This is a genomic window from Gemmata sp. (genome assembly GCF_051859125.1).
Taxonomy (GTDB): Bacteria; Planctomycetota; Planctomycetia; order Gemmatales; family Gemmataceae; genus Gemmata.
The window spans coordinates 13,116-25,278 of record NZ_JBHYGG010000257.1 but is presented as its reverse complement, the minus strand read 5'-3'; the positions used below and the strand labels follow the sequence as shown (position 1 = coordinate 25,278).

Here is a 12,163-nt window from a genome sequence, read left to right as displayed (position 1 = left end):
GTTTCCTCACCAAGGTGGCCGCGGCCGGATGGCTTGCAGGGGTGGCCGTGCGTGCGGCAGAGAATGCCGCGCAGGAAAATCCGACATCGAAAAAGGGGAAAACGGACGCGTTCAATTGCACGCGCCCGGAGCGTGACTTAAAGACTTGTCGTCAATGCTCGCTGATCCCAACCGGTCCTCGGAGCGAGGCTCACCAGGGTATGCGGGTACCCCTAACCTCTCACGGAAACACTCAGATGCGCAGCCTGACGAAGAAACTGGTTTCGTTCGTGAAGAAGGAAGACGGCCCGACGGCGGTCGAGTACGCGGTGATGCTGGCCCTGATCGTGGTCGTGTGCATCGCCGCCATCTCGGCCCTGGGCAAGAACGCCAACAACACGTTCTCCAAGGTCGGCTCCGCCGTCGAGACGTGAGCACTCAACAGTTCGACCCGCACCGGTGGTCCCGGGTGGGTTCGTCTTGTGTCCCCCTCGCAACCCCTGACCCGGAGAGTTTCAGATGCGCAGCCTGACGAAGAAGCTAGTTTCGTTCGTGAAGAAGGAAGACGGCCCGACGGCGGTCGAGTACGCGGTGATGCTGGCCCTGATCGTGGTCGTGTGCATCGCCGCCATCTCGGCCCTGGGCAAGAACGCCAACAACACGTTCTCCAAGGTCGGCTCCGCCGTCAACCAGTAAGACCGACACGGACGGCCAGATACACCAAACGAGCCGCGCGGGGAACCGCGCGGCTCGTTGCGTTCGTTGGGCTGGGCCGCGGCGGCCCGCACCGCCCACCCCGGCTCAGGCGTCGCCGAGGTACTCGGGCACCTTGACCCGCAGGTGCTCGATCTCCTGGTGCGACTCGCCGAGGTACGCGAGCAACCGCAGGTCGTCCTTGCTCACGGTGCCGCCCGAGAACAGCCACGCCCGGACCCGGAACAGCTTGTAGAGCTTCACGAGCTTCCGGTCGCTGATGAAGATCTTGTCCTCACGCACGAGGGTCTTCACGAGCCGCTGGTACTCGCGGAACACTTCCGGCGGGAAGAACACCTGCCGGTCGTTGTGCTCCTCGCCGCGGCCCCCGGCCGGCTCCTTGCGGGCGAACAGGTACGTCAGGTACCGGTTCGCCTTCAGGAAGTCGTCGAGGTTCGCGTGCCCCTCGACCCACGGGTTCTGGTTCAACCCCTTGTACGCCTCGTTCTGGAGCCCGGCGTCGATCAGTTCGGTGAAGAAGTCGTCCTGCACCGACCGGCTCAGCACCTTGAGCACGAACCTGTCCTTCAGCGCCGCGAGTTCGCCCTGCTCGGGGATCTCGTTCGTCGCCGCGAACATGACCCGCAGCGGCACCGGCTCGGGCTTCCCCTCCTGGTAGAACTTCTTCTCGTTGATGATCGTCAGCAGGATGTTGAGGATGGCCGAGTTCGACTTGAAGATCTCGTCGAGGAACACGAGCTTCGCCGTCGGGAGCTTGCCCTCCTTCTTGCGGATGTACCGGCCGTCGCGGAGCTCCTTGATGTCGATCGCGCCGATGATCTCGCTCGGCTCGGTGAACCGGGTGAGCATGTACTCGAAGTAGTCGGCCTGCTCGATCCCGAGCGCGTCCTTGAACTTCAGCACGAGGTCCGACTTGGCGGTGCCGGGCGGGCCGACGAGGAGCAGCGGCTCCTGCGCGACGGCCGCCACGCACATCAGGTCGATGATCTCCTGCTTGTTGACGAAGAACCGGCCGAGCGACTCGCGGAACCGGGTGATCCGCTTGCGGACCGCGTCGGCCTCGGCCTGGAGGTCGGCGAGCGAGAGTTCCTCGGGGTTCGGCTTCGGTGCTGCGGGCATATCGTGGTCCGGGGCCTTGGGTGTTCGGGTCGGTGGCACGGGGCTCGGCGGTCGCGGGCGAGGGAGAGGGAGAGGCGACAAGTGAATTCTAAAGGGTCGCGGGACGGGAGTGTATCTCAGCGGCCGCGGGTTCCCGGCCCGTCACGCCCCGGGAGCCGGTCCCCGGACGGGGGGACGGGGCTCCCGCGGCTCGGGTTCGCGGCCCCGCGAGCGGTCCACCTCGGCCGGGTCGAGCCGCAGGCGGACGATCCGCGGCAGGTCGCCCGGCACGTGCCGCGCGACCACGGGGTACGGGTGCGGGCAGTCCGCGGGGGCCAACTCGCCGTCCATCCGCCAGCCCATCGCGTTGATCGTGACCACCGGGAACTCGCGGTACTCCTCGGGCAGTTGCCACCGCTCGGCGACGTGGTCGTGCCCGCGGATCAACCGACACACCGGGACGCGGAGGTGTTCGCGGCCCGCCACCTGGCAGAAGCTCGCGAAGTCGCGGGAGCCGAACTCGTGCCCGCGGTTGCCGCGGTTCGGCCGCTTCTTCACGGACTCGGAGAGCCGCGCCCACAGGAAGTCGTCGAGGCACCGTTTCGCGCCGAGGTCGGCCCGGGTCCGGAGCGACTCGTGCAGGTCGGTGTGCGGGAACCCGCCGTGCGAGAGTGCGGTGCCGTCCGGGAGGAACACCGCCTTCGGCCGGCCCTTCCAGAACTCGATCGCGAGCCGCGCGAGTCGCACCTGCTCCTGGTCCGGCGACGGGTTCGCGTCGAGGAGTTCGTTCAATCGCTCGCAGTACTCCGCGGGCTGGATGCTGACCCCGAACCGCTGCGCCTTCTCGCCCCACCGCAGGTCGACGTCGTGGTTCCCGGGGATCACGCACACGCGCTCGGGGCACCTCATCACGAGGCTGAAGAGCAGGAGCAGCGTCTCGTGGTCGTGCGGGCCGCGGTCGATGAAGTCGCCGAGGAACACGAAGCTCGGCTCGCCGCCCTCGTGCCGACTCACGCGGGTGGCGTACTCGATGGCGGTGGCCAGCGAGAGCACGTCGGCGTGAACGTCGCCGACGATCCACAGCGGGTCGGGGACCGGGTGCGGAACCACGGCCGGGACTTCGACCGGTGGCGCTCCCTCGGTCGCAGGTGCGGGCGGGGGAAGGGGGGTGAGGATCGCGACTTCGGGGCAGTCGGTGCGGGCGTCGTCGAACAGGAGCCGGCGTGCGTTGGCGGGGTCGGCGAGCCACTCGCCGACCTGGCGCACACTCGTTGCACGAGCGCGATCCATTGCGTCCGCGAACGTGAGGGGCGGGAAGTCGGCGGCGGTGACCACGTCGAGCATGTGGCGTCAGTTCTTCTTGAACCGGACCTGCAGCCTGAGCTTCGCCTTCGAGACCGAGATGACGCCGCCGTCGGCGAGTTCGACGCCCGCCGGCCCGATCGGCGTCCCGTTGTAGCACGTCGGGTTCACCGCACCCGGCCGCTGCCGGACCACCCACGCGACGCGGGCCTCGTCGCGGACGATCTCGAACTGCAATTCTGAGGCGAACACCGCGTCCGGGTCGGCGAACCGGTGCGCGAACACGGCCCGGCCGAACTTGGCCGACTCGGTCAGCACCGCTTCCCTGCCGGTAGCGGCGGCCCGCAGCACGACGACCCGCGGCAGGTTCGGGTGCCGGCACACGAGGCACCGCCGCTCGGCCGCCGGGTTCTCGGTGCCGTCCTGCGGCCAGGTCCAGGTCGCCGGGGCCATGCCGGGCTACTCCGCACGCACGGTCAGTTCCAGCACGCTCTTCTTACTCGCGGCCTTCCCGATGCCGACCGTGTCGCCGGCGGCTAGCTTCGTGCGGCTCACGAGCAACGCGCCGTTGAGCAGCGTGTCGTTCGGCGTGTTTAAGCACGGCTCGACGAACCACTCGTCGCCGGTGCGGTCGATGACGAACTGCTCGTTCGCGGCGTACCGGGCGGCGTCGCCGAACTTCGCCAGCACGACGCGTCCGAACACGACCCGCGCGCCGACCGATTGCGACACGCCCCCGGCCGCCAGTACCAGCCGCGGGGCGGGCTGCTCGCCGTCCTTCGGCTTCGGCGGCTCCGGCTCGGCGCGCTTCCGCATGTCGCCGGCGATGCGGGCCACCTCGCGCGCCCGATCGTCGGCTTCCTTTTTGCGCCGCTCGGCGTCCGCGGCGCGCGCCCGCTCGTCGTCGGCCCGCTTCCGCGCCGCCTCGGGGTCGTCCGGGGGCGGAACGTAGTCGCCCGTGAGCGCCTTGTGCAAGTCGGCCGCCGTGGGCCGATTCGCCGGGTCGGGGTGCAGGCACCTGTGGAGGACGTCGCCGATCACGTCGCCGCGGGCCGGGGCCTTCGGGGTGCCGAGCAGCTTCGGCGGCGCGGCCGCGTGTGCCCGGTACGCCGGGAGGTACTTCTCGGCGTCGTCGAACGGGTACGGGTGCCCCTGTGCGAGCAACTCGTACAGCATGACCCCGAGCGTGAACACGTCCGACGCGGGGGAGGGCACCACGTTCGTCACGTGCTCGGGGCTCATGTACCCGGGGGTGCCGAAGTACCCCTCGTGTCCGTCCCACGGGGCCCTCTTGTCGGTGAAGAACGAGAAGTCCATGTCGATGATCTTGAGCCGGTACTTCATGCCGATCGACGGGTCCTCGATGAGCATGACGTTGTCGGGCTTCAGGTCGGCGTGGACGATCCTCGCGCCGTGGATCTGGTTGATCCCGGCGACGAGCACCTTGGCCATCAGCTCGCGCTGCTCCCAGCTCACCGCCGCCGGGCGCACGCGGATCTTGTCGAAGATCTGGGCGAGCGAGTGGCTCCTGTCGAGGAACTCGAACACCTGGTGGTACTTCCGCTCGTGCTCGAACCCGCCGAGGAACTTGTAGCAGAACTGGCGGCACGGCCCGGCCTCGATCCGCTTCTTCAACTCGGCCTGGTGCTGGACGAACGGCTTGTACCACGGGACGCGGACCGACGGCGACTGGTACAGCTTGAAGAACACCTTCTCGCCCGCCGCCGACCGTGCGGAGTACGAGACGGAGTTGTTACCCGTGGTGATGAGCTCGTCGATCGTGTACCCCTGGACGCGCTCCCTGGGGTCGTAGATGCGGACCATGCGGGCGGTACTCCGGCTCCCGGCACAAACACAAAGCAAAGAGTGGCCGCACGATGAGAGACACGATCCGCACGATTCGGGCAGAGACAGTCTCTGCTTGCCGTCTTGATCGTGACTGATCTGCTTCGATCGTGCAGCTGGTTCTTGTCCTACTCCAGCACGAGCGGCACCTCGGACTGCACGGTGATGGTCTTCGCGAGCTGCTCGATGATCTTGCCGAACCGGCTCGGGTCGGACGTGTAATCGGCCAGCGCGGCCTGCGGGGTCTGGCCGTCCTGCGTCGCGATCGCGTACCACTGGGCCTTGTCCACCTCGGCGAGCGTGTTGTACCGGTCGAACTTCTTTGGGGCGAAGATGTGGAGCACGATCTTCGCCGTCATCAGGTTCAGGATCACGTCGTCGATCGACGCGCCGCGGGGCTCGCGGAGCGGCTCCTTGAACGGCGCGTCGGTGAACACGACCACGAACCGCCGCGCGCCCCCGACCGGTCGCCAGGCGTTCGCGTCGAGGTCCGCGTTCGCCGCGGTCGCGGGCATCGCGGCGAGCTTGTACAGCGCTTCGAGGAGCGTCTCGGCCTCGTCCCCGCCGCCGTCGGCCACCAGGCCGCTGAGCTGCGCTTCGAGCTGGTGGATGTTCGACACGAACGGGTTGTCGACGTAGGGCGGGCAGTCGGTGTAGTCGAGGTCGCGGTACCCGACGACCTTGGCCCGCCAGTCCTTCACGACCGCCCCGCCGTTGGGGCCCGGGGTGGTGAGCGTCGTCACGAACTTCGTGATGTTCTGCTTGACGGCGTGGATGCACGGCCCCATGCTCCCGGTCGCGTCGAGCAGGAACACGATGTCGGCGATGCCCTTGACCTTCGGCTGCTGGCTCACGGGCGCGGTCCTCGGTGGGGAAGTCCCGGCATTATTCCAGAGTACGCACCCAGAGGCAAGGAACAGCAGGAGCAGCCTCCTTCGGCGTCAGAGGACAGAGTCGGGCACGGGCACGGGCTGGGGCACGGGCACGGATCAGACGGAAAAGGCACGGGACCGGAAACGCGCGTCGTGATTTGGTCCGTGTCCGACTCTGCCTTCTGCCCTTCTGTCTTCTGTCCTCTGTCGCCGAAGGCGTCTGGGCCGAAGGCGTCTGATCCGCGTGAACCGCCGCCGCGGTTCCGCTGTCCGTGACGCGGGGCGGACGATCGACACCCCGAACCGAGGGCACCCAGTGCGGACGCTGGCCAGCATTCAGGTCGTGAACACCGCCGAGCCGATCCCGAACGCCGACGCCATCGAGCGCATCCGCGTTCTGGGGTGGTGGGTCGTCGTGAAGAAGGGCGAGTTCGCACCCGGCGACAAGGTCGTGTACTGCGAGATCGACTCGCTTCTCCCGGAGCGTGCCGAGTTCGAGTTCCTGCGTGCGAGCAGCTTCAAGCCGACCGTGCTCGGGCCGGACGGCGCGTTGCAGCCCCCGGGGTTCCGCATCAAGACGATCCGCCTCCGCGGGCAGGTGTCGCAGGGGATCTGCTTCCCGCTGTCGATCCTCCCCGCCGGCGCGCCGACCGTCGAAGGGGCCGACGTGACCGACGCGCTCGGCGTGCGGAAGTGGGAGCCGCCGGTGCCGGCAGGGATGACCGGTCGCGTGAAGGGCAGCTTCCCGGGGTTCCTGCCGAAGACCGACGAGACCCGCGTGCAGGTGCTGGAGCCCACGATCGCGAAGCACCGGGGCCGCACCTTCTACGTCACCGAGAAGCTCGACGGCAGCTCGTTCACCGCGTTCGTCCGCGGGGGCGAGTTCGGCGTGTGCAGCCGGAACCTGCTCCTCGACACGGCCGACGAGACGAGCCTGTTCATGCGCGTCGCCAGGCGGCTCGGCCTCGAAGACCGCCTCAAGGCGTTCGCGGCGGCCCGCGGGTTCGACGTTGCGGTGCAGGGCGAAGTCATCGGCCCCGGCGTGCAGGGGAACAAGTACGCGCTGCCCGAGTTGGCGCTACGGGTGTTCAACGTGTTCGACGTGAGCGGCTACCGCTACCTCGACCACCCCGACATGCTCGCGGCCGTCGCCGAGATGGGCCTGGAACTGGTGCCGCAACTCGGTACGCTCGACCTGGCGCACAGCGTGGACGAACTCGTCGCGCTGTCGGAGGGGATGAGCGTGTTGAACCCGAAGGCGCACCGCGAGGGCCTCGTGCTCCGGCCGCTCGTGGAGGTGCGGGACGACTACCTCGGCCGCCTCAGCTTCAAGGCGATCAACCCGAAGTTCCTGCTGAAGTACGACGAGTAACCCCGGCGTGAGCCGGCTGTTCTCCCAACATATCGAGAACAGGCGGCTCACGCCGGAAACCTTTAGACAAGGGTGGCTCATGACCCCTGTGCTCGAACTCTACCTAGCGATTCAGCAGGAGGACACCTCACGAGCCCTGCAACTGCTCGTGTCGCACGCCGGTTTGGTCGGGGAGCGCTTTCTGGGGGAGACCTGGCTGCACTTCGCTGCGGAGAAAGGAAACGAGAAACTGATCTCGACACTGCTCGACTTGGGTGCGAACGTTAACGCAGTTCTTGACGATCTTCCGTTCGCGCCATTGGATCGCGCCGTTCGCCATTGCCACGAGGGAGCGGTTCGCTTGCTCCTGTGCGGCGGTGCGAAACTGCGACAGACAACATCGGAGGCCGGGGGCACCCTCATTGCAGCCGTTCACGGGGGTTCGGTCGAGATCGTGCGGACGTTGCTGGAACTCGGTGCCGACCCACACGTCGTATTCGGTCCCTATCGCAATAACGCGCTGAGCCAAGCGATCAAGATGGGTCACCACGAGATAGCTGACCTGCTACGCGCTCACAGGTGCCACCTGCCGGACGCGAATTAAACTTGAAGAACTCCGGTCTTGAACGGCTTCCCTTCATCGAAGCGCGTGGCGACGCTCAGCGCCGTGAGCAGCGCCTGGCGCGTGTCTTCGGGTCGAATGATTGCGTCCACCCACAGGCGGGCGGCGGCGTAGCGGATGTCGGTTTGCGAGTCGTAGCTCGCCTTCACCTTGTCGCGCAGCTCGGCCATCTCGGTCGCGTCGATCTCCTTACCCTGCCGCTTGAGCGCCTGCACCTGGACGTCGAGGAGCGTGGTCGCCGCCTGGTCGCCGCCCATCACCGCGTACTTCGCCGTCGGCCACGCCAGTATGAACCGCGGGTCGAACGCCTTGCCGCACAATGCGTAGTTGCCCGCACCGAAGCTCCCGCCGGTGATGAGCGTCAGCTTCGGCACCACGCTGTTCGAGATCGCGTTCACCAGCTTCGCCCCGGACCGGATGATCCCGTTCTGCTCCGAGTCCTTGCCCACCATAAAGCCGTTGACGTTCTGCACGAACAGGATCGGCACGCGGAGCTGGTTGCAGTCCATCACGAACCGCGCCGCCTTGTCCGCGGAGTCGACGTAGATCACGCCGCCGAACTGCATCTGCCCGTCGGCCGCCTTCACGCGCTGCTTCTGGTTCGCGACGACGCCCACCGCCACGCCGCCGAGCTTGCCAAAGCCGCACACGAGCGTCTTGCCGTAATCGGCCTTGTACTCGTCGAACGGCGCGTCGTCGAGCACGAGCTTCAGCAGTTCGCGGACGTCGTACTCGGGCTGGGTGAACGGCTCGAAGGTCTCTGAGGGGGTGTCGCCCACCCCCTCGCTTGCGCTCAGGGTTCGCCCAGTCGGCAGTATCCCCACGAGTCGCCGCAGGCGCTCGAGGCACGCATCGTCGGTCGGCTCTCGGTAGTCGATGGTACCGCTTACGGCCGCGTGCATCTTCGCTCCGCCGAGCGTCTCCGAGTCGACGACCTGGCCGATGGCGGCCTTCACCAGTGCCGGTCCCGCGAGGTAGAGCCCGCTGCCCTCGGTCATCAAAAGCGTGTCGCACAGCACCGGGAGGTAGCCGCCGCCGGCGACGCAGTTCCCCATGATCGCCGCGAACTGCGGGACGCCCGCCGCCGAGATCACCGCGTTGTTGCGGAAGATGCGGCCGAAGTCGTCCTCGTCGGGAAACACCTCGTCTTGCAGCGGCAGGAACACCCCCGCGGAATCGACGAGGTAGAGCAACGGCAAGCGGTTCTCGAGCGCGATGCGCTGGGCGCGGAGCACCTTCTTGCACGTCATCGGGAAGAACGCGCCGGCCTTCACCGTGGCGTCGTTGGCGACCACCATCACCTGCCGGCCGCTCACGGTGCCGACGCCCGTGACCACGCCGGCCGACGGCGCGCCCCCCCACTCGGCGTACATGCCCCACGCGGCCCACAGGCCGAGTTCGAACCAGTGGGCGTCGGGGTCGAGGAGCTTGGAAATGCGCTCGCGGGCGGTGAGGCGGTTCTTCTCGTGCTGCCGGTCGATGGCCTTCGCCCCGCCCCCGAGGCGGATGCGGGCTTCCTCGGTGGGGAGATCGGTCGGCATGGCGGCACCGCGGAGGCAGAGTTGAAAGCGAGTGATCCACAGATTACGCAGAAGACACAGATTTCAAAGACAGATGAAGACGAAGCAGAAGGCGGCTCTGCGTATCTCTCGATCTGGTCTTTAAATCTGTGTCTTCTGCGTAATCTGTGGATCAACTCTTCTGTTTGTTTACGCTCAGCTCCCGAGGGACCAGTCCTTGCGCTGGCGGCTCGACGGGATCTTCAGCATCTTCCGGTACTTCGTCACGGTGCGGCGGGCCACCGGGTAGCCCGAGTCGTTGAGCTTGGTGACCAGTTCCTCGTCCGACAGCGGCGTCGCCTTGTCCTCGTTGCTCACGAGTTCCATCAGCTTCTGCTTCATGACCTCGTAGGCCACGTCCTCGCCGGTCTGCTTGTTCTCCTTGCCGCCGCCGAAGAACCGCTTGAGGGGGAACACGCCGCGGGGGGTCTGCACCCACTTGTCGTCCACGGCCCGGCTCACGGTCGTGACGTGGACCTTCACCTGGTCGGCGATCTGCTGCATCTTGAGCGGCTGGATGTGGTCCATGCCGATGTCGAGGAACGCCCGCTGGTGCTCGATGATCGCCCGGGTCACCTTCAGGAGCGTGTTCCGCCGCTGCTCGACGGCCTTCACCAGCCAGTCGGCCGACTGGAGCTTCTTGCGCAGCTCCTCGCGGACCTTGTCGTCGAGGTCCTTGTTCTTGATGAGGTCCACGGTCCGCTTGCTGATGCGGATCTTGGGCACCCACTCGTCGGTGAGGCGGATGTTGAAGTCGTCGTCGTCGGTCCGCTCGACGATCACGTCGGGCATCACGTACCGGGTCTCGACGTCGGCGAACTTGAGCCCCGGCTTCGGGTCGAGGTGGTGCAGCGCCTCGATCGCCTCCTGGATCGTCGGGATGTCGAACTTGGTCGCCTTCTGGATGATCGGGATGCGGTTGTTGGCGATGTCTTCCAGGTGGTCGCGGACGAGGACGCGGAGCACGTCGCGGTACGGCGTGTCGCCGTTGAGCTGGAGGAGCAGGCACTCCTTGAGGTCGCGCGCCCCGACGCCGGCCGGCTCGAGCTTGTGGACCACGTCGGTGAGCGCCTCCTCGACCTCCTCGTCGGTCGCGAGCTGGTCGTAGCTCTGCGCGATCTCGGCGAGCGAGACGGTGCGGAACGCGTCGCGGTCGTCGTCCTCGCTGGCCTTCTCGCGGGTGCCGAGGTACCCGGTCCGGTCGATGAAGCTGCAGATGTGCTTGGCGAGCCGCCGCGTGGCCTCGTCGAGTTCGAGTTCGCCGATCTGCTCGGCGAGGTGGTCCTGGAGCGACTGCGGGCGGTTGGCCATGTTGGCCATCGCGTCGAGCTTCCGGTCCCCCTCCTCGTCCATCGCCCCGCGGCTGACCCGGTGCTCCTCGTTGAAGTGGTTGTCCCAGTCGCGGTTCAGCTCGTCGAGGCGGCTGAACTCCAGGTCGCCGGTCGTGTCGTGCTTGAGCGGCGCGTCGGGGTTGAAGTCCGGGGGCACCTCGTCGGTCTCCCCGTGCTTCTCCTTCTGTTCCAGGAACGGGTTCTCTTGTAATTCCTTCTCGATCTTCGCCTGCAAATCGGCAATGGGGAGTTGGAGGATCTCCATCGACTGGATCATGCGCGGGGCGAGGATCTGCCGCTGGTCCATTCGCGGCGACATGTCCATCCGCATTCCGATTCCGCTCATAGCACCGTCTCCGTGTTCCGGTCACCGGTCGCAGACGCGCCCGGCTCGCCGTCATCACCGGTTCGTCGCCCGTCAGAACGCCCGCCGTCCCTCAAGAGCCTCGGACAGCATCTGGGCGTTCGCCAACTCCAGGGAACTCCCGCTCGGCAATCCGCGTGCCAACCTCGTGATCGTCACGCCCGTTTCGGACAACACGTTCGACGCGAACAGGGCCGTTCCGTCGCCCTCCAGCGTGGGGCTCGTCGCGAGAATCACCTCGCGCACCCCGCCCTTGCGGATCCGATCGACCAGGGCGGTGAAGGTGAGGCGGTCCGGCCCCATCCCGTCGAGCGGCGCGAGCCGCCCGCCCAGAACGTGGTAGCGGCCGCGGAAGGTGCCCGCTCGCTCGAACGACCCCACGTCACGCGGGGTTTCCACGACACACACCAGGCCGCCGTCGCGCCGCGGGTCGGCGCAGATCGGGCACAGCTCGCCCTCGGTCAGGTTGAAGCACTCGCGACACGCCCGCACGCGCTCGGCCACGCCCCGCAGGGCCGCCGCCAGGGATACCGCGTTGCGGCGGTCGCCCGACAGGAGAAAGTGAGCGATCCGCTCCGCGCTCTTCGGCCCGATCCCGGGGAGCTTGGTCAGTTCTTCGAGCAACCGGGCGATCACCCCGTTCGTGTCGGCCACGCCCTACCTCCTGCCCTGTGCTCGCTCGCGACCCACGGGGTTTACCCCGCGTGGCCTTGGTCTTCGCCCAGACGCCGCGGGGGTAAACCCCGTGGCTCGTCGGTCGGTTCCCGGTCACCCGCCGAAGCCCGGGAAGCCGCCGGCCCCGAGCATGCCCGGGGGGATGCCCATGTTCGCGGCCATCTTCTCGCTCTCGGCCGCGAGCTGCTGGCGGGCCTTGGCGAGCGCCTGGTTGGTGGCAGCGGCGATGAGGTCTTCGAGCATCTCGCGGTCGTTCAGCTTCATGGCGTCTTCGGAGATGCGCACGGAGAGGACCTCCATGCGGCCGTTGACCTTCACGGTGACGTACCCGGCCCCTGCCGACGCCTCGGCAGTGATGTTCCCAATCTGCGCCTGGAGCTTCTGGATCTCCTCTTGGAGCTTCCCCTGGTTCTTCAAAAGGCTGAGCATCGAGCCGAATTCCTTGAACATC

General features: G+C 67.3%; 13 protein-coding genes. 4 read left to right on the top strand and 9 right to left on the bottom strand.

What is annotated here, in order from left to right:
- Nucleotides 1–236: 236 nt before the first annotated feature.
- Both ACTIGN_RS23570 and ACTIGN_RS23565 read left to right on the top strand, forming a co-directional pair.
- Nucleotides 237–413, top strand: coding sequence for a Flp family type IVb pilin (locus ACTIGN_RS23570; protein ID WP_439628429.1), 177 nt, complete (start codon nt 237–239; stop codon nt 411–413).
- An 85-nt stretch (nt 414–498) separates the two neighbouring features.
- Entirely contained in the window at nt 499–675 is a 177-nt protein-coding gene (locus ACTIGN_RS23565; RefSeq protein ID WP_144950755.1) for a Flp family type IVb pilin, read from the top strand.
- Nucleotides 676–780: 105 nt separating this feature from the next.
- Here ACTIGN_RS23565 and ACTIGN_RS23560 read toward each other — a convergent pair whose 3' ends face one another.
- From ACTIGN_RS23560 to ACTIGN_RS23540, 5 genes are all read right to left on the bottom strand, one after another.
- Nucleotides 781–1,812: an AAA family ATPase gene (locus ACTIGN_RS23560; protein WP_439628427.1), complete on the bottom strand. Its 1,032-nt coding sequence runs from the start codon at nt 1,810–1,812 to the stop codon at nt 781–783.
- Nucleotides 1,813–1,953: 141 nt separating this feature from the next.
- The gene (locus ACTIGN_RS23555) at nt 1,954–3,135 is read right to left on the bottom strand and encodes a metallophosphoesterase (protein WP_439628425.1); all 1,182 of its coding nucleotides are present in this window, start codon (nt 3,133–3,135) and stop codon (nt 1,954–1,956) included.
- A gap of 6 nt (nt 3,136–3,141) precedes the next feature.
- Nucleotides 3,142–3,546: a hypothetical protein gene (locus ACTIGN_RS23550; RefSeq protein ID WP_439628423.1), complete on the bottom strand. Its 405-nt coding sequence runs from the start codon at nt 3,544–3,546 to the stop codon at nt 3,142–3,144.
- Nucleotides 3,547–3,552: 6 nt separating this feature from the next.
- A complete protein-coding gene (locus ACTIGN_RS23545) occupies nt 3,553–4,917 on the bottom strand; it encodes a protein kinase domain-containing protein (protein WP_439628421.1) in 1,365 nt (454 codons plus the stop codon).
- Nucleotides 4,918–5,066: 149 nt separating this feature from the next.
- Nucleotides 5,067–5,792, bottom strand: coding sequence for a vWA domain-containing protein (locus ACTIGN_RS23540; RefSeq protein WP_439628419.1), 726 nt, complete (start codon nt 5,790–5,792; stop codon nt 5,067–5,069).
- A 334-nt stretch (nt 5,793–6,126) separates the two neighbouring features.
- On the opposite strand from ACTIGN_RS23540, the gene ACTIGN_RS23535 reads away from it, so the two are divergent.
- Nucleotides 6,127–7,182, top strand: a complete 1,056-nt coding sequence (locus tag ACTIGN_RS23535) for an RNA ligase (ATP) (protein ID WP_439628417.1) — start codon at nt 6,127–6,129, stop codon at nt 7,180–7,182.
- Between the two features lie 7 nt (nt 7,183–7,189).
- Nucleotides 7,190–7,765: an ankyrin repeat domain-containing protein gene (locus ACTIGN_RS23530; RefSeq protein WP_439628414.1), complete on the top strand. Its 576-nt coding sequence runs from the start codon at nt 7,190–7,192 to the stop codon at nt 7,763–7,765.
- On the opposite strand, the gene ACTIGN_RS23525 is transcribed toward ACTIGN_RS23530, so the two are convergent.
- From ACTIGN_RS23525 to ACTIGN_RS23510, 4 genes are all read right to left on the bottom strand, one after another.
- The gene (locus tag ACTIGN_RS23525) at nt 7,762–9,324 is read right to left on the bottom strand and encodes an acyl-CoA carboxylase subunit beta (protein WP_439628412.1); all 1,563 of its coding nucleotides are present in this window, start codon (nt 9,322–9,324) and stop codon (nt 7,762–7,764) included. The genes ACTIGN_RS23530 and ACTIGN_RS23525 overlap by 4 nt on opposite strands.
- Before the next feature lie 174 nt (nt 9,325–9,498).
- On the bottom strand, nt 9,499–11,019 hold the full coding sequence (gene rpoN / locus ACTIGN_RS23520) for an RNA polymerase factor sigma-54 (RefSeq protein WP_439628410.1): 1,521 nt from the start codon (nt 11,017–11,019) through the stop codon (nt 9,499–9,501).
- Nucleotides 11,020–11,091: 72 nt separating this feature from the next.
- Nucleotides 11,092–11,691: a recombination mediator RecR gene (recR, locus tag ACTIGN_RS23515; RefSeq protein ID WP_439628408.1), complete on the bottom strand. Its 600-nt coding sequence runs from the start codon at nt 11,689–11,691 to the stop codon at nt 11,092–11,094.
- A gap of 114 nt (nt 11,692–11,805) precedes the next feature.
- Nucleotides 11,806–12,162: a YbaB/EbfC family nucleoid-associated protein gene (locus ACTIGN_RS23510; protein ID WP_439628406.1), complete on the bottom strand. Its 357-nt coding sequence runs from the start codon at nt 12,160–12,162 to the stop codon at nt 11,806–11,808.
- Nucleotide 12,163 lies beyond the last annotated feature (1 nt).